Here is a 16957-nt window from a genome sequence, read left to right as displayed (position 1 = left end):
TGCGATCAGAGCGCCAGCGCGCCGGCGTAGAGCACCGACGGCTCTCCCGGGCGGCGCGCCACGACCTCGCCGAGACGCAACGCCGGCTGGCCGGCCGCCGCGAAGGAGGCCGCGACCGCGTCCGCCTGGTCGGGCGCGACAATGGCCACCATGCCGATGCCGCAATTGAAGGTCCGCAGCATTTCCGCTTCGGCGATGCCGCCGACCTTGGCGAGCCAGCGAAACACCGGGAGGACCGGCACCTTGTCGAGGTGCACGCGGACCGCGACCGCGTCCGGCAGCACGCGCGGGATGTTGTCGGGGAACCCGCCGCCGGTGATGTGGGCCAGCGCCTTCAGGCCGGTCGTCTCCCTCAGCACGGCGAGGATCGGCTTCACGTAGAGGCGGGTCGGCTCCAGCAAGGCGGCGGCCAGCGTGCGCGCCTCGTCGAACGGCGCCGGCGCGTCGAGCGGGACGCCGCTCATCTCGACGACGCGGCGCACCAGCGAAAAGCCATTGGAATGGATGCCCGACGAGGGCAGGCCGAGCACCACGTCGCCCGGCGCCACGTCGCCGTGCGGCAGCAGGGTTCCCCGCTCGGCCGCGCCGACCGCGAAGCCGGCGAGATCGTAGTCGCCCGCCGCGTAGAGGCCCGGCATTTCCGCCGTCTCGCCGCCGATCAGCGCGCAGCCGGCCTCGACGCAGGCGGCTGCGATGCCCTTGACGACCTCGGCCCCGACATGGGGAGCGAGCTTGCCGGTGGCGAAATAATCGAGGAAGAACAGCGGCTCGGCGCCCTGGACCACGAGGTCGTTGACGCTCATCGCGACGAGGTCGACGCCGATCGTCTCGTGGAGCCCGGAGTCGATGGCGATCTTCACCTTGGTGCCGACGCCGTCATTGGCGGCGACCAGGATCGGATCCTTGTAGCCGGCCGCCTTCAGGTCGAACAGACCGCCGAAGCCGCCGATCTCCGCGTCCGCGCCCGGCCGGCGGGTGGCGCGCACCAGCGGCTTGATGGCGTCGACCATCGCGTTCCCCGCGTCGATGTCGACTCCGGCGTCGGCGTAGGTCAGGCCAGCGCGGGCGGGATCGTTCGGTGTCTGCTCGGGTTGGGACGCCATGGGGCTCTCCGGGGTCGGGCAGGGGTTAATGCCCTCGCCGCCGCTTTGCAAGGGCCGCGCGCCCGGGTGTGCCTGTCCCCTCGCGGTCCGGCTCCGCCTCGGCTAGATTGGAGAGGTGGAGGCGTGCACTTGTCGATGAATCTTCCCAATTTGATCACGATCGGCCGGCTTTTCCTCGTTCCATTCGTTGTCGCCATGATCAGCCAGGGGCAATGGCACCTTGCTTTCATCGCCTTCGTCGTCGCCGGGGTGTCTGACGCCGTCGACGGCTACATCGCCCGGCGCTGGGACATGCGCTCGGAGCTCGGGGCCTACCTCGACCCCCTCGCCGACAAGGCGCTCCTCGTCTGCATCTACGTCTCGCTCGCCATTGTCGGCCACCTGCCGGTGTGGCTGGCGATCGTCGTGGTGTCGCGCGACATGATGATCGTCGGCGCGGTGGTGCTGTCGTGGCTGATGGACAACCCGGTGGAAATCAACCCCTCCCACCTTTCGAAGGCCAATACGGCCGCGCAACTCGCGCTCGCCGCGGTTTTCCTGGGATTGCGCAGCTTCGATATCGAGGGCGGGGCGGCCCTCGACGGGTTCATGTTCGCGGTGGCCGTCTTGACGGGCGTGTCGGCCGCCGACTATCTCGCCCGATGGCTGCGGCACATGACCTCTTGAGGGCAGCGCGGCCCAGGGCGGGGCAGGGATGAGCTTTCAACGGCAATTCGCGTTCTGGCTCGCGGCCGCCGCGCTGTTCGCGCTCGCGATCTGGGTGTTCCGGGACATCCTGCTGCCCTTCGTCGCCGGCCTCGTGCTCGCCTACCTGCTCGATCCGCTCGCCGACCGGCTGCAGCGGCTCGGCATGGGACGTCTGCTCGCGACGCTGCTGATCCTGGCGCTCTTCGTCATGATTTTCACGGTGGCGCTGCTGCTCCTCGTGCCGATCGTGGTCACCGACCTCGCGGCGTTTCTGGCCAAGATCCCGGATTACGCGCGCCAGCTGCAGCAATTGCTGGCCCGCTACGGCGCGCCCATCGCCGAACGGTTCGGCGGGGACCTGCCGGACCTGCAGAACTCGCTCGGCACGTTCGTGTCGCGCGGCGCGAGCTGGCTTGGCGACCTGCTCACCTCGCTGTGGTCGGGCGGCCAGGCGCTGCTGGGCGTGGTGTCGCTGATCGTGGTGACGCCGGTCGTCGCCTTCTACCTGCTGGTCGACTGGGACCACATGATCGCCACCGTCGATGGCTGGGTGCCGGTGCGCAGCCGCAACACGGTTCGCGAGCTGGCGCGGGAGATCAACGCCGCCATCGCCGGCTTCGTGAGGGGGCAGGCGCTCGTCTGCCTGCTGCTGGGAACGTGGTACGCTGTCGGGCTGACGCTGACCGGTCTGAATTTCGGCTTTCTGATCGGGCTGCTCTCGGGCTTCCTGACGTTTATTCCTTATGTCGGCTCGCTCACCGGGCTGGTGCTCGCGACCGGCGTGGCGATCGTCCAGTTCTGGCCCGATCCCGTGATGATCGGCCTCGTCCTCGCGGTGTTCTTCTCCGGGCAATTCCTGGAGGGGAACATCCTCTCCCCCAAGCTCGTCGGGCACGCCGTCGGCCTGCATCCGGTGTGGCTCATGTTCGCGCTGTTCGCCTTCGGCAACATGCTGGGCTTCGTGGGCCTGCTGCTGGCGGTGCCGCTGGCGGCGACGGTGGGCGTGTTGGCCCGGTTCTCCCTGCGGCAGTACCTGGCGAGCCCCCTCTATGCCGGCGGGCCCGTCTCCTCGCCGGGGCCGGAGTCCCGCTCGTGACGAAGCGCGAGCCGCCGCGGCAACTCGCCCTCGACCTGCCGGTGGAGGAGGGGCACGACGCCGAGGACTTCCTGGTCAGTCCCTCCAACGAGGCGGCCTATGCCGCCGTCGAGGCCTGGCCCGATTGGCCGGACCGCGTGCTGCTGCTGATCGGCCCCCCGGGCTCCGGGAAGACGCATTGCGCGGCGATCTGGGCGGCGCGCGCCCATGCCTGGACGCTGCCACGGGCGCGGCTGCGCGCCGAGGATGTGCCCCGGCTCGTCTCCTCGGGCGCGCTGGTCGTCGAGGATTGCGACCGGGCGAGCGGGCACGAGGACGCGCTGTTCCACCTGCTCAACCTGGCCCGCGAGCGCGGGGCCTGGGTGCTGCTCACCGCCCGCACCCCCGCCTCGGACTGGGGCCTCGCCACGCCGGACCTGCTGTCGCGGCTGCGCCTTGCCCCGTCCGCCGTGCTCGGCGAGCCGGACGACGCGCTTCTGCGCGCCGTACTGGTCAAGCACTTCGTCGAGCGGCAGCTGATCGTCGACACCTCGGTGGTCGAGTTTCTCTGCGCCCGGCTGGAGCGCTCCATGGGCGCGGTCCGGGAGGTGGTGGACGCGCTCGACCGCGCCGGGCTGGAGCGCGGCCGGCGCATCACCCGCCCCCTCGCGGGTGAAATCCTGCGCTCGCTGGAAAGCCGGGGCGCGCCAGACCGGGCTTGACCTTCGCCGGTCATTGTTTTGTCGTGGATTGCGCCGACAACAACGGCTTGCAGGGGCCGGGCGGCCCGATGGGAGGACGGCGTGGACAGCAGCGTGGAGGCGAAGACGGAAGCTCAGGCGACGACGACGCGGCCCGGCGCGGCCTCGGCGACCGACCTGCGCACCTCGCCGGAACGCTTCTTCAACCGTGAACTATCATGGCTGCATTTCAACAGACGAGTGTTCGAAGAAGCGTCGAACAGGTCCCATCCTCTGCTTGAACAGCTCCGTTTCCTGTCGATTTCCGCCAACAATCTGGATGAATTTTTCATGGTCCGGGTCGCCGGCCTGTTCGGGCAGGTGCGCAACGGACTGACCGCGCAGTCGCAGGACGGGCTGTCGCCCCTCGAGCAACTGGCGCGCATCCGCGACGCGGTGACGGAGCTGGCCGGCGACCAGCAGCGCCGCTGGCGGGAGTTGCGGGAGCAGCTGCTCGAAGTGGGCATCGTCATGGTCGACGCGGCCGACGTCTCGAAGGCGGAGCGGCCCTGGCTCGACGACTACTTCCTGCACCACGTCTTCCCGGTCCTGACGCCCCTGGCCGTCGACCCGGCGCACCCGTTCCCGTTCATCCCGAACCTGGGTTTCTCGCTGGCGCTCGAGCTCTTCCGCCCGTCCGATGGACGCACGCTGAACGCGCTGATCCGCGTGCCCAACACCGTGGCGCGCTTCGTGCGCCTTCCCGACTTCGCCGAGACGGGGGCGAGCCGCTTCATCGCGCTGGAGCAGGTCATCGCGCTGTTCACGCCGCGGCTCTTCCCCGGCTACACGGTCAAGGGGCTGGGCGGCTTCCGTGTCATCCGCGACAGCGACATCGAGGTCGAGGAGGAGGCCGAGGACCTCGTGCGCCTGTTCGAGACGGCGCTGAAGCAGCGTCGGCGCGGGGTCGTCATCCGGCTCGAAATCGAAGCCGGAATGCCGGAAAGCCTCCGCCAGTTCGTGGCGGGCGAGTTCGACGTCAGTCCGGACGAGCTGTTCGTGGTCGAGGGCATGCTCGCCCTGAACGACCTGTCGCAGCTCGTGGGGCTGGACAGGCCGGAGCTGAAGTTCCCGACCTACAATGCCCGCTTTCCAGAGCGTATTCGCGACCATGGCGGCGACTGCTACGCCGCGATCAAGCAGAAGGACCTGATCGTCCATCACCCCTACGAGTCGTTCGACGTCGTCGTCCAGTTCCTGCAGCAGGCGGCGCGCGATCCCAACGTGGTGGCGATCAAGCAGACATTGTATCGCACGTCCTCCGACAGCCCGATCATCAAGGCGCTCGCCGAAGCGGCCGAGGCGGGCAAGTCGGTCACCGCGCTCGTCGAGCTCAAGGCGCGCTTCGACGAGGAGGCCAATATCCGCTGGGCGCGCGACCTGGAGAAGGCCGGCGTCCAGGTGGTGTTCGGCTTCATCGAGCTCAAGACCCACGCGAAGCTGTCCATGGTGGTGCGGCGCGAGGCGGGGCAGCTCGTCACCTATTGCCACGTCGGAACGGGCAACTATCACCCGATCACGGCCCGCATCTACACCGACCTGTCATTCTTCACCGCCGACCCGGTCATCGCCGGGGACGTCGCCCGCATCTTCAATTTCATCACGGGCTACGCCGAGCCGGCCGAACTGGAGCGCATGGCGGTCTCGCCTCTCACGCTGAAGAAGCGGCTGCTGCGCCATATCGCCGAGGAGACGGAGCACGCCAAGGCGGGACGGCCCGCCGCGATCTGGCTGAAGTGCAACGCGCTGGTGGACCCGCAGATCATCGACGCCCTGTACGATGCCAGCGCCGCCGGCGTGCAGGTCGACATGGTGGTGCGAGGCATCTGCTGCCTTCGCCCGGGCGTGCCGGGGCTGTCGGAGAACATCCGGGTCAAGTCGATCGTCGGCCGCTTCCTGGAGCATTCGCGCATCTACGCCTTCGGCAACGGTCATGGCCTGCCGCATCCCCAGGCGCATCTCTACATCTCGTCGGCGGACCTGATGCAGCGTAACCTGGAGCGGCGGGTGGAGGCGCTCTGCCCGATCATCAACCCGACCGTGCACCAGCAGGTGCTCGACCAGATCATGATCGCAAATTTGCAGGACACGGAGCAGAGCTGGGAAGTGCTGTCGGACGGCTCCAGCCGACGCATTCACGCGGCCGAAGGCCAGAAGCCGTTCAACGCCCACAAGTTCTTCATGACCAACCCCAGCCTGTCGGGCCGCGGCAAGTCGCTCAAGGCGTCGTCGCCGCAGAGCCTTGCCCGCCACGCCCCTTCGCGCCGCTGAGGCCGTGCCGCCGCCCCAACCGAGGACAACCCTGCCGGACGCCCTCGGCCCGGATTGACTTCGCGGTCGCGATCCCGGACATGTGTGCGCCATGCCGACAGACGCCCAGGGCCGACTGAAGCTCGGCGACCCGATCGCCATTATCGACATCGGGTCCAACTCCGTCCGCCTCGTCGCCTATGAGGGGCTGACGCGCGCGCCCACTCCCATCTTCAACGAGAAAGTGCTCTGCGGCCTCGGCCGCAACGTGCTCTCGACGCGGCGGCTTTCATCGGACGCGATGGACAAAGCGTTGTCCGCGCTGGCCCGCTTCCGGGTGCTTTGCGCGGCGATGGGCATCTCCAATGTCCGCGTGCTGGCCACGGCCGCGGCGCGCGACGCCGAGAACGGACCGGAGTTCCTGGCGCGGTGCCAGGAGGTGACGCAGGCGCCCGTCGAGCTGATCTCGGGCAAGCGGGAAGCCAAGCTCTCCGCGCTGGGGATCGTCTCGGGCATCTGGAAGCCGGACGGGCTGGTCGGCGACATGGGCGGCGGCTCGCTCGAACTCATCGACGTGCGCGGCCATCGCCTCACCTCGGCGGTGTCGCTGCCGCTCGGCGGCCTCGCCCTTCAGGACCAGTCCGGCTGCAGCCTCAAGAAGGCGGCGAAGATCGCGCGCAAGGCGCTGAAGGAGGTCCCGCATCTCGAGGCCGTGCGCGGCCGGGCATTCTACGCGGTCGGCGGCACGTGGCGCGCCCTGGCGAGACTGCACATGAAGCAACGCGGCTATCCGCTTCATGTCATGCACAATTACGTCATCCCGACCAGCGACGCCGAGGATTTCGCTGGCCTCGTCGAGCGGGTTGAGGCGGATTCGCTCGCCTCCATCGAATCGGTGTCGGCGGCGCGCCGGCCTCTGCTCGCCTATGGGGCGCTGCTGCTGGAGCAGATCATCAAGCTCGCCCGGCCCTCCGAGGTCGTGGTGTCGGCGCTCGGCGTGCGCGAGGGCATGCTCTACGAGTTGTTGGACGACGCCCAGCGCGCCCAGGACCCGCTGCTGGTGACGGCGCGGGAGCTCAACACGCTGCGCTCGCGCGCGCCGCGGCACGGCGAGGAGCTCTGCGCCTGGACGGATCGGCTCCTCGCCAGCGCGCACCTGGAGGAGACGGCGGATGAGCGGCGGCTGCGCCACGCGGCGTGCCTGCTGGCCGATATCGGCTGGCGCGCGCATCCCGACTATCGGGGCGAACAGTCGCTCAACATCATCGCCCATGCCGGCTTCGTGGGCATCGACCATCCGGGGCGAGCCTTTATCGCTCTCGCGGTCGCCTATCGCCACATGGGGCTCAATGACGAGGAGGTGAGCCCGCGCCTGCGCGAACTCGTGTCCTCCCGCATGCTGGACCGCGCCCGCATTCTCGGCGGGGCGATGCGCGTCGCCTATCTCGTCACGGCCGCGATGCCGGGCATTCTGCCGCGCGCGCCCCTGACTTGCGGGCACGGCCTGCTCGAACTGGAACTGCCGGCCGACATTGCGCCGCTGGCGAACGAGCGTCTGTTCAACCGCCTCAAGCAGCTGGCGCGCATCCTGGGGCGCACGCCCAACTTCGTCTTCCGCGAGCCCGAACGCAGCAGCGCCTGAGCAGGCTCAGCGCGGGACGCCGGTCACCCGGCCGTTCTCGACCGCCAGCGCCAGCCTTCCATGCTTGAGGCCGAGCGCGCGTTCGCCGAATAGCTCGCGCCGCCATCCATGCAGGGCGGGCACGTCCGCGTCGTCATCGGCGGCGATCGCCTCCAGGTCGTCGACCGTGGCGACGATCTTGGCGGCGACGTTCTCCTGTTCGCACACCATCTTGAGCAGCACCTTCAGCAGGTCGACGGTCGACTGGTTGAAGGGGCGGCGATGGCCCCGCGTCACCGGCGGCAACGTCTTTGGATCGCGCTCAAGCCCGCGCTCCACCGCCGCAACAATTTCCGCTCCGGCGCGGGAGCGCTCGAAGCCAGAGGGAATCGAGCGCAGATGGGCCAGCGCCTCGGGGGTGCGCGGCGCGGCCGAGACGACGTCCATCACGGCGTCGTCCTTGAGGACGCGGCTGCGCGGCACGTCGCGGCTCTGCGCCTCGCGCTCGCGCCACGCGGCGAGCTCCATCAGCACGGCGAGTTCGCGCGGCTTGCGCACCCGCCCGACCAGCCGCCGCCACGCGTCCTCGGGATGGGCGGCGTAGGTAGCGGGGGAGGTCAGAACCTCCATTTCGTTCTGGAGCCAGTGGGTTCGGCCGGACTGCTCCAGTTTCTTGGCCAGCTCCAGATAGATCTGCCGCAGATGCGTCACGTCCGAGCGCGCGTAGGTGAGCTGCGCCTCGCTGAGCGGGCGCTTGGACCAGTCCGTGAATCGCGACGACTTGTCGATCCGCGCGTGCGCGAGATCGTGCGCCAGCTGCTCGTAGGAGACGCTGTCGCCGTAGCCGCACACCATCGCCGCCACCTGGCTGTCGAACAGCGGGGCGGGGATGCACTTGTCGATGTTCCAGAGGATTTCCAGGTCCTGGCGGCCGGAATGGACCACTTTTACGACCGCGGGATCGCGCATCAGGTCGAGAAAGGGAGCGAGGTCCAGGCCCGGCGCGAGTGGGTCGACGAGCGCCACTTCCTCCGGGCTCGCCAGCTGAATCAGGCACAGCTTCGGATAGTAGGTCGTTTCCCGCATGAATTCCGTGTCGAACGTCACGAAAGCGTGCCGGGCGAGCCGCTCGCAGGCGGCGGCGAGATCGGAAGTGGTGTTGATCAGGGGCATGGCCGGCCCTGATAGCGCGTTCGCCGCGAGCGCGCCAGAGCGCCGGACGCGGCGGCATGCCGCTCCTTGACAAAAACAGGGGCCTGTGGGTTTTTCCGCCCCACTCGGGCCCTCAGGCCCTCACCCAGTTCGCCGGCGTTCGACGCCGGCCGCCCAGGACCGTCCCATGCACCGCTATCGCTCTCACACCTGCGCCGGCCTTCGGCTTTCCGACGCCGGCGCGCAGGCGCGGCTTTCCGGCTGGTGCCACCGCATCCGCGACCATGGCGGGCTGCTGTTCATCGACCTTCGGGACCATTACGGCATCACCCAGTGCGTCATCGATCCTGACTCGCCGGCGTTCGGGGACGCGGAGAAGCTGCGCGCCGAGTGGGTGGTGCGGGTCGACGGCAAGGTCCGGCAGCGCCCGGAGGGGACCGAGAACCCGGACCTGCCCACCGGCCAGATCGAGCTGTTCGTCACCGAGCTGGAAGTGCTGGGCGCGGCGGCCGAGCTGCCGTTGCAGGTGTTCGGAGATCAGCAGTACCCGGAGGAGACCCGCCTCAAGTACCGCTTCCTCGACCTGCGCCGCGAGAAGCTGCACGAGAACATCATGACGCGCGTGCGCGTCATCGACTCGCTGCGCCAGCGGATGAAGGGGCAGGGCTTCAACGAGTTCCAGACGCCGATCCTGACCGCCTCGTCTCCGGAGGGCGCGCGCGACTTCCTGGTGCCTTCGCGCCTGCATCCCGGCAAGTTCTACGCCCTGCCGCAGGCCCCGCAGCAGTACAAGCAGTTGCTGATGATGGCGGGCTTCGACCGCTACTTCCAGATCGCTCCCTGCTTCCGCGACGAGGATCCGCGCGCGGATCGTCTGCCCGGCGAGTTCTACCAGCTCGACCTGGAGATGAGCTTCGTCACCCAGGACGACGTGTTCGCGGCCGTGGAGCCCGTGCTCACCGGAGTGTTCGAGGAGTTCGGTGGCGGCAAGCCGGTGACGCCGGCCCCGTGGCCGCGCATTCCGTTCGCCGAGGCGATGCGCAAGTACGGCTCGGACAAGCCCGACCTGCGCAATCCGCTCGTGATGCAGGACGTCTCCGAGCATTTCCGCGGAGCGGGCTTCAAGGTGTTCGCCCGCATGCTGGAGGACGCCAAGAACCAGGTGTGGGCGATCCCCGGCCCGGGTGGCGGCTCGCGCGCCTTCTGCGACCGCATGAACTCCTGGGCGCAGGGCGAAGGCCAGCCGGGGCTCGGCTACATCATGTGGCGAGAGGGCGCGGGCGCCGGCCCGATCGCCAACAATATCGGCCCCGAGCGCGTCGAGGCGATCCGCGCCCAGCTCGGGCTGAAGGACGGCGATGCCGCCTTCTTCGTCGCGGGCGACCCGGACAAGTTCGTCAAGTTCGCGGGCGCGGCGCGCACCAAGGTCGGGACCGACCTCAACCTCGTCGACGAGGACCGCTACGAACTGGCCTGGATCGTTGACTTCCCGATGTTCGAGTGGAACGAGGACGAGAAGAAGGTCGACTTCTCCCATAACCCGTTCTCGATGCCGCAGGGTGGGCTGGAGGCGCTGCGCGGGCAGGATCCGCTGTCGATCAAGGCGTTCCAGTACGACATCGCATGCAACGGCTTCGAGATCGCCTCGGGCGGCATCCGCAACCACCGCCCCGAGGCGATGGTGAAGGCGTTCGAGATCGCCGGCTACGGCGAGGAGACGGTGGTGGAGCGTTTTGGCGGCATGTACCGCGCATTCCAGTACGGCGCGCCGCCGCATGGGGGCATGGCGGCCGGCATCGATCGCATCGTCATGCTGCTGTGCGGCGCGCAGAACCTGCGCGAGGTGGCGCTGTTCCCGATGAACCAGCAGGCGCTCGACCTGCTGATGGGCGCGCCGTCCGACGTCACGGCCCGCCAGCTCCGCGATCTCCACATCCGGCTCAACCTGCCGGAAAAGTGAGAAAAATGTCGCGCCCGGCCCGCTTCGGCGCCGGGCGCGCCCCATCCTCCCTAGCGTTAACTTGACATCAACGGGAACACGGGCCTTCTGTGCGCCAAGACACGTGGAGTATTGCGATGCCCGTCACCAGGACCGTTCTGATCGCCCTTGCCGCGACGGCTTTCGCCGGTGGCGCATTGGCGCAGACGAAGTCGGCGCCGCGCAAGGCCAAGCCGGCTCCGGCCCCGGTGACCCAGCCGCGGCAGGACCAGAGCTATCTCTTCCTGTCGCCCAACTCGGTCGAACGCAAGTACCCGAGCTATCTGACGACGGGCGTCCGCGACATGGACCAGCCCTATTTCAACACCCACGTCGACAGCACCGGCATGCGGCAGCTGCCGCGCTAAACCTCATTTTCGTCGCCAGCCTCGCCTGACGCCACTCCAGGTTGCGGAGCGGCGCGCCGGACCCCGTGTTTGCGCTGGACCGGTCGAGGTTCCGGCGCTTAAACAGGCGGATCGCGTGCGTCCGGGGGTGTGACGATGGCTTCCAACATGTCCGAGGATCTGAGGTCGGGGGCGCTCGTCTATCATCGCAGCCCCAGGCCCGGGAAGCTCGAGATTCAGGCCACGAAGCCGCTCGGCAACCAGCGCGACCTGGCGCTGGCCTATTCGCCCGGCGTGGCGGCTCCCTGCGAGGCGATCGCCGCCGATCCCAACATGGCGGCGGAATACACGTCGCGGCAGAACCTCGTGGCCGTCGTCTCCAACGGCACGGCCGTGCTCGGCCTGGGCGACATCGGTCCGCTCGCCTCCAAGCCCGTGATGGAAGGCAAGGCCGTCCTGTTCAAGAAGTTCGCGGGCATCGACGTCTTCGACATCGAGGTCGCGGAGAAGGAAGTCGAGCGGCTCGTCGACGTGGTCGCCGCGCTGGAGCCGACCTTCGGCGGCATCAACCTCGAGGACATCAAGGCCCCGGAGTGCTTCGAGGTCGAGGCGCGGCTGCGCGACCGCATGGCCATCCCGGTGTTCCACGACGACCAGCATGGCACCGCGATCATCGTCGGGGCGGCGGTCACGAACGCGCTCAATCTCGCCGGCAAGTCGATTTCCGAGGTGAAGATCGTCGCTTCGGGCGCCGGCGCGGCGGCTCTGGCCTGCCTCAACATGCTGGTGTCGCTGGGCGCGCGTCGCGAGAACATCTGGATCAGCGACATCGAGGGTGTCGTCTACCAGGGGCGCACGGCGCTGATGGACCGCTGGAAGGCGGTGTTCGCGCAGGACACGGACAAACGCAAGCTGGCCGAGATCATCGAGGGCGCGGACGTGTTCCTCGGCCTGTCCGCCGGCGGGGTGCTGAAGCCCGCCATGGTCGCCTCCATGGCCCGCGCGCCGCTGATCCTGGCGCTCGCCAACCCGACGCCGGAGATCATGCCGGAGGAGGCCAAGGCGGTCCGCGCGGACGCCATGATCTGTACGGGACGCTCTGACTATCCCAATCAGGTCAACAACGTCCTGTGCTTCCCCTACATCTTCCGGGGCGCGCTCGACGTGGCGGCGACGACGATCAACGAGGAGATGAAGCGCGCGGCGGTGGACGCCATCGCCCGGCTGGCGCGCGAGGCGCCGTCCGACATCGCGGCGCGCGCCTATGGCGGCGAGATCGGCACGTTCGGGCCCGAGTCCCTGATCCCGAGCCCGTTCGACCCTCGCCTGATCCTGCGCATCGCGCCGGCGGTGGCGCGCGCCGCCATGGAGACGGGTGTCGCCAAGCGGCCCATCGGCGACTGGGACGCCTACACGGAGCAGCTGTCCCGGTTCGTGTTCCGCTCCGGCTTCATCATGAAGCCGCTGTTCACCCAGGCAAAGGACGACGCGCGCCGGGTCATCTACGCCGACGGCGAGGACGAGCGGGTGCTGCGCGCCGCGCAGGTGGCGCTGGAAGAGGGCATCGCGGTGCCGATCCTGGTCGGCCGCCCGGCGGTGATCGAGGCGCGCTGCCAGCGCTACGGCCTGTCGCTGCGTCCCGGCAAGGACCTCGAGGTGATCAATCCCGAGGACGATCCGCGCTATCGCGACTATGTGGCGACGTTCGTGGAGCGCGCCGGGAGGAGGGGCATCACGCCGGATGCCGCGCGCGCCCTGGTGCGCACCTCGACGACGGTCATTGCGGCGGTCGCGGTCGTGCGCGGCGATGCCGACGCCATGATCTGCGGCCTGGAGGGACGGTTCCAGTCCAAGCTCCGGCTGATCCGCGACATCATCGGCGTCTCGCCAGGCGTCCGCGACCTCTCGGCGATGACGCTGGTGATCACCTCCAAGGGCAATTACTTCCTGGCGGACACGCATGTGCGCGCCAACCCGAGCGCGGAGGAGATCGCCGAGAACGCCGTGCTGTGCGCAGAGCACGTGGAACGGTTCGGCATCACGCCGAAGATCGCCCTGGTGTGCCACTCCGACTTCGGCGAGGCCGACACGGCCTCCGCGGTCAAGATGCGCGAGGCGCTGGGTCTCATCCGCCAGCGCGCGCCGCAGCTCGAGGTAGACGGCGAGATGCAGGGCGACACCGCGCTCTCGCAGCTCGTGCGCGAACGCAAGCTGCCCTCGTCGCGCCTGACGGGGGAGGCCAACCTGCTGATCATGCCGAACATCGACGCCGCCAACGTCGCCTATCAGTTCAGCAAGGTGCTGGCCGACGCGCTGCCCATCGGGCCGATCCTGATCGGCCCGGCGCGGCCGGCGCACGTCCTCACCTCGTCGGTGACGGCGCGCGGCGTCGTCAACATGACGGCGCTGGCCGTGGTCGAGGCGCAGGCCCAGCAGGCCCGCTGACCTCGCGGCGTTGAACCGCCCGGTTCAGTCGTTGCTGGCCGTCACGTCGATCAGGTCGAGGATCTGGCCCGGGTCGCCCCCCGACTGCATCAGTTCCAGCGCGCCGACGCCGCCGGTGCTCCTGGCCTTGGCCGTGATGGTGAGCCGCGTCGGCTTGGTCACGAACCTGGCCACCGCGGCGCCGATCGTGGCCCCGGCCTTGGCGTTGCCGAGCATCATCGGGGCGGCCATCTGCGCCATGGAGCCCAGTTCCTTCCGGAATTGCTCGGGGCTCTTCTTCTGCTTCTTGGCCTCGCGGTCCACGATGCGCTCGAAAAGACCCTTGTTCTCGATCGACAGCCGCGCCTCGCGGAAGGTCGCCGCCATCACCGCCAGCTGCGCCATGGTGGCGTCGGCGTCGAACACGTCCTTGGTGACGTTGCCGAGCAGCGCCGTCAGGCTGACGCTGCCCATGTTGACGCCCTGGACTTGCGCCTGGTTGAGCGAGAACTCGTTGGTGGCGGCGATCCACCGGCTGTCGAGCGCCGCGGAAAGGTCGAGATCCTTGTAGCCCAGGCCCACCAGCTCCTTCAGGCCGTCCGCTTCCGGCTTCGGAGGCACGGCCATGGTCACCCGGTCGACCGCGAAACGGCCGGCGGTGGGCACATGATTGACGGGCTCGGAGGCCGAGAGCTCAACGCTCTTCACGCCGATGCGGAACCGGTCCTTGCTGAACAGCGTCGGATCGGCCGCGTCGACTTCGACGTCCCGGATGACCAGGGACCCGAAATCGGGCAGGAAGCTGCGCGGATCGATGGCGTCGGGGTCGAGGTCGCCCGTCGCGGCAAGTTTCCGCAGCGCCTCGATCAGCGGATTATAGGACCATCCCGTGTGCGACACGGAGCCGATGCGCACGGAATTATCCTTGTCGCGCAGCTCGAAGCGATCGATCTGCAGCGCGCTCGGCCGGCCAGGGCCGGCGCCGTTGAGCGCCACGCGGGGAATGCGGACGGTGATCTGGTCGTTTCCAGCCGGCGTCGAGATCTCGAAGTCGATCAGCTCGTTGGTGCCGATCTCGATGCCGTCCAGCATGTCGGCCACCGCGCCCATCAGGCGGCCGCGTTCCGCCGCGTCCATCGCATCGGGCTTGTTGGCGGCCATGTCCGTAATGAGGGGAAGAAGCGGCGCCCGACCCGGCCGCACGCGGAAATCCTTGCCCGTTACCAGCCGAACCGTCGAGCGCGCGCCCATGGCGTCCGACCAGGTGAAGGACTCGGCCGAGAAGGAGGCGTAGACCGGCTTGGCCGCGCGGTCCTCGGGCCCGGCCGCCTCGAAATAGAAGCGGGCGAGTTGTACGAGGTCGAGCTGGCTGATGCTGACGGGACCGAAGCCTCCTTGCGCCAGCGCCTTTCCCGAGGCGGTCGCCTCCTGGCTGCCCCCGGAGAGCGCGAGCGAGCGGACGACGCCGTCGGCCAGGCCGGACACGCGCAAGTCGCGATAGACAACGCGGCTCGACGCTTCCGCCAATGTCGAGCGGATCACGATTTCGGGCGCGCTGACGCTCTCGGCCGAAAGCGCCGCGAGCCGCCGGCTGAGCGGCGTGGCGGACGCCTTGTCGAACAGTTCGAGCCATTGCGCTCGCGAGGCGCTCGAGCCCGACGCCTGCAGCCGGGGCATCTCGACCGTCACCGGTCCGCTGACGATGGAGACGTTTTCGAGCGCGACGGTTTCGGCCGCCAGCGCCCGCCCGAGCAGAGACGTGTCGGCGAGCAGCGTGACCGCGCCGATGGTCACCTGCGTGCCGCCGGGCAGCGCGAATCGCAGTCCTTCGACCCGGACACGTCCGCTCCACGGATCGACCGCCACGGCGTCCCGGGTCACCGACGCATCCGGCGCGAGGCGGGCGAGCAGGGCGTCCACGTCGCCGCGAACGGAGCGCTCGAGCCCCGCCGACGCGGCGAGGACGAGCGCCGAAGCGCCGGCGGCGAGACCGAGGAATCTAAGAGCAGGCGTCATCGCGGCATCTCCGGGAACGGCGAACCGGCTCGCGCGGCCGGCGCGTCATCAAGTCAAGAAACCATGAAGAAAGCGGAACGGCCGCTCAGGCCGCCTCGCGGTACTCCGACACGATCCGTTCGATGTCGGCCAGCGAGGGCAGCCCCTCCTCGTTGCCGAGGTGCTGGATCTTATAGGTGGAAGCTGCGCGGGCGAAGGCGAAATGTTCCCGCCAGGGCGCGTCCGGACGCTGCATCGCCGAGTAGACATAGGCGCCGTGGAACACGTCGCCGGCGCCGCTGGTGTCGATCACCGCCGAGGCGGGAACCGCGAGGGGAGGTTGGCGCCGGATTACGCCCTGCTCGTCGTACCAGAGCATGCCCTTTTCGCCCATCGTGACGCCACCGATCTTGACGCCGCGTTCCTTCAGATAGGCCAGCAGACCTTCCGGAGACAGGTTCATCTGCTCGGCGAGGCGCTCGGCGCAGATCGCCACGTCGATGAAGCCGAGCAGGTCATGCGTGTTCTCGCGCAACCCGCCGCCGTCCAGGGACGTCAGAACGCCTCTCTCCCGGCAGACCCTGGCGTAATGCATTGCGGCGTCGCCCTGGTGTCCGTCCAGGTGCAGCGCCCGGATGTTTCCGATGTTGAGGATCGGAAACGGGTGCAGATAATGGTCATCGCGGCACCGTATGATGGCGCGCTTGCCGTTGTTCGGCAGCACGAAGGACAGCGAGCTCTCGCGCACCTTCCGCCCATGCACCGAAATCCGGTACTTGGCCGCCATGTCCAGGAACATGCGCCCGAGCCAATCGTCGGCGAGCGAGGTCAGAAGGTCCGGCACCACGCCCAGCTTGGCGCAGCAGAAGGCGGCGGTGACCGCGTTCCCGCCGAACGACACGGCGTAGTCGCGCGCCACGCTCTTCTCGTCGCCGGTGGGCATCCGGTCGGCGAGGAAGGTCACGTCGATATAGGTCTGGCCGATGAAAAGGGCGTCCATGAACGAACTCGCTGGCGACCGACGCGCCCGCGACCGGACAACCCGGCCCCGCCCGCGTCAAAAGGCCGGTGTCTCGGGCCGGCCGATTCGGAACGAAACGCAGTTTCGCGCCGGCCGGGACGATAATGGAGCCCGCGCCCGGAACCTACACGGAAAAGCTCGTGCCACAGCCGCACGAGGAGGTGGCGTTGGGGTTTTCCACGCGGAACGACTGGCCCATCAGGTCGTCGACGAAGTCAAAGGTCGAGCCCGAGAGGAAGGGCAGGGACACCGAGTCGACCAAAACGGTCGCGCCGTCCCGCTCGATGACGATGTCGTCTGGATTGCGGGAGCGGTCGACCGTGAACGCATACTGGAACCCCGAACAGCCGCCGCCGCTGACGCTGATGCGCAGCATCGAGCCTTCGGGCTCGCCCTGCAGAACCGCATTGATGCGCTTCGCCGCGTTCTTCGTCACGGTAAGGGGCGCGGCCTCGGCCACTTCGCTCATTGCGCTCTCCATCGGGGGCAGGACGCGCGGAGAGGCCGCGACACCTGCGCCCCCCTTGCAAATCGTCTCGCGGAGAACGTAAGTGCCGATGGCGC

General features: G+C 68.7%; 13 protein-coding genes. 8 read left to right on the top strand and 5 right to left on the bottom strand.

Features of this window, described 5'->3' with window-relative positions:
• Positions 1-5: 5 nt before the first annotated feature.
• Entirely contained in the window at positions 6-1103 is a 1098-nt protein-coding gene (gene purM, locus NK718_RS12660) for a phosphoribosylformylglycinamidine cyclo-ligase (protein WP_254742708.1), read from the bottom strand.
• Between the two features lie 135 nt (positions 1104-1238).
• On the opposite strand from purM, the gene NK718_RS12655 reads away from it, so the two are divergent.
• The 5 genes from NK718_RS12655 (at position 1239) to ppx (ending at position 7497) form a co-directional block, all read left to right on the top strand.
• The gene (locus tag NK718_RS12655; RefSeq protein WP_254742926.1) at positions 1239-1769 is read left to right on the top strand and encodes a CDP-alcohol phosphatidyltransferase family protein; all 531 of its coding nucleotides are present in this window, start codon (positions 1239-1241) and stop codon (positions 1767-1769) included.
• Positions 1770-1797: 28 nt separating this feature from the next.
• A complete protein-coding gene (locus NK718_RS12650) occupies positions 1798-2886 on the top strand; it encodes an AI-2E family transporter (RefSeq protein WP_254742705.1) in 1089 nt (362 codons plus the stop codon).
• A complete protein-coding gene (locus tag NK718_RS12645; protein ID WP_254742702.1) occupies positions 2883-3587 on the top strand; it encodes an HdaA/DnaA family protein in 705 nt (234 codons plus the stop codon). The genes NK718_RS12650 and NK718_RS12645 overlap by 4 nt, the downstream gene beginning before the upstream one ends.
• A gap of 81 nt (positions 3588-3668) precedes the next feature.
• On the top strand, positions 3669-5876 hold the full coding sequence (locus tag NK718_RS12640) for an RNA degradosome polyphosphate kinase (RefSeq protein WP_254742699.1): 2208 nt from the start codon (positions 3669-3671) through the stop codon (positions 5874-5876).
• A 91-nt stretch (positions 5877-5967) separates the two neighbouring features.
• Positions 5968-7497 (top strand): exopolyphosphatase, encoded by a 1530-nt coding sequence (ppx, locus tag NK718_RS12635; protein WP_254742696.1) that lies wholly within the window; start codon positions 5968-5970, stop codon positions 7495-7497.
• Positions 7498-7503: 6 nt separating this feature from the next.
• On the opposite strand, the gene rnd is transcribed toward ppx, so the two are convergent.
• The gene (gene rnd, locus NK718_RS12630) at positions 7504-8649 is read right to left on the bottom strand and encodes a ribonuclease D (RefSeq protein ID WP_254742693.1); all 1146 of its coding nucleotides are present in this window, start codon (positions 8647-8649) and stop codon (positions 7504-7506) included.
• A gap of 166 nt (positions 8650-8815) precedes the next feature.
• Between rnd and aspS the strand changes: the two genes are divergently transcribed.
• The 3 genes from aspS (at position 8816) to NK718_RS12615 (ending at position 13398) form a co-directional block, all read left to right on the top strand.
• A complete protein-coding gene (gene aspS / locus NK718_RS12625) occupies positions 8816-10588 on the top strand; it encodes an aspartate--tRNA ligase (RefSeq protein WP_254742691.1) in 1773 nt (590 codons plus the stop codon).
• A gap of 116 nt (positions 10589-10704) precedes the next feature.
• Positions 10705-10974: a hypothetical protein gene (locus NK718_RS12620; protein WP_254742689.1), complete on the top strand. Its 270-nt coding sequence runs from the start codon at positions 10705-10707 to the stop codon at positions 10972-10974.
• Positions 10975-11109: 135 nt separating this feature from the next.
• The gene (locus tag NK718_RS12615) at positions 11110-13398 is read left to right on the top strand and encodes an NADP-dependent malic enzyme (RefSeq protein ID WP_305883671.1); all 2289 of its coding nucleotides are present in this window, start codon (positions 11110-11112) and stop codon (positions 13396-13398) included.
• Positions 13399-13422: 24 nt separating this feature from the next.
• On the opposite strand, the gene NK718_RS12610 is transcribed toward NK718_RS12615, so the two are convergent.
• The 3 genes from NK718_RS12610 to erpA all read right to left on the bottom strand — a co-directional run bounded on the left by NK718_RS12610 (position 13423) and on the right by erpA (position 16862).
• On the bottom strand, positions 13423-15393 hold the full coding sequence (locus tag NK718_RS12610) for an aq_1923 C-terminal domain (protein WP_254742683.1): 1971 nt from the start codon (positions 15391-15393) through the stop codon (positions 13423-13425).
• Positions 15394-15478: 85 nt separating this feature from the next.
• Entirely contained in the window at positions 15479-16372 is an 894-nt protein-coding gene (locus NK718_RS12605; protein WP_254742680.1) for a sugar kinase, read from the bottom strand.
• A 145-nt stretch (positions 16373-16517) separates the two neighbouring features.
• Positions 16518-16862: an iron-sulfur cluster insertion protein ErpA gene (gene erpA / locus NK718_RS12600; RefSeq protein WP_254742677.1), complete on the bottom strand. Its 345-nt coding sequence runs from the start codon at positions 16860-16862 to the stop codon at positions 16518-16520.
• Positions 16863-16957 lie beyond the last annotated feature (95 nt).

The organism is Alsobacter ponti (assembly GCF_024294805.1).
Lineage (GTDB): Bacteria > Pseudomonadota > Alphaproteobacteria > Rhizobiales > Beijerinckiaceae > Alsobacter > Alsobacter ponti.
The sequence above is the reverse complement of the archived record's forward strand: the minus strand, read 5'-3'. Positions and strand labels throughout refer to the sequence as shown.

Bases quoted from the DNA above. Each gene is read 5' to 3' on its own strand.
- purM (WP_254742708.1), bottom strand. From the start codon at position 1,103: ATGGCGTCCCAACCCGAGCAGACACCGAACGATCCCGCCCGCGCTGGC.
- NK718_RS12655 (WP_254742926.1), top strand. From the start codon at position 1,239: ATGAATCTTCCCAATTTGATCACGATCGGCCGGCTTTTCCTCGTTCCA.
- NK718_RS12650 (WP_254742705.1), top strand. From the start codon at position 1,798: ATGAGCTTTCAACGGCAATTCGCGTTCTGGCTCGCGGCCGCCGCGCTG.
- ppx (WP_254742696.1), top strand. From the start codon at position 5,968: ATGCCGACAGACGCCCAGGGCCGACTGAAGCTCGGCGACCCGATCGCC.
- rnd (WP_254742693.1), bottom strand. From the start codon at position 8,649: ATGCCCCTGATCAACACCACTTCCGATCTCGCCGCCGCCTGCGAGCGG.
- aspS (WP_254742691.1), top strand. From the start codon at position 8,816: ATGCACCGCTATCGCTCTCACACCTGCGCCGGCCTTCGGCTTTCCGAC.
- NK718_RS12620 (WP_254742689.1), top strand. From the start codon at position 10,705: ATGCCCGTCACCAGGACCGTTCTGATCGCCCTTGCCGCGACGGCTTTC.
- NK718_RS12615 (WP_305883671.1), top strand. From the start codon at position 11,110: ATGGCTTCCAACATGTCCGAGGATCTGAGGTCGGGGGCGCTCGTCTAT.
- NK718_RS12610 (WP_254742683.1), bottom strand. From the start codon at position 15,393: ATGACGCCTGCTCTTAGATTCCTCGGTCTCGCCGCCGGCGCTTCGGCG.
- NK718_RS12605 (WP_254742680.1), bottom strand. From the start codon at position 16,372: ATGGACGCCCTTTTCATCGGCCAGACCTATATCGACGTGACCTTCCTC.
- erpA (WP_254742677.1), bottom strand. From the start codon at position 16,862: ATGAGCGAAGTGGCCGAGGCCGCGCCCCTTACCGTGACGAAGAACGCG.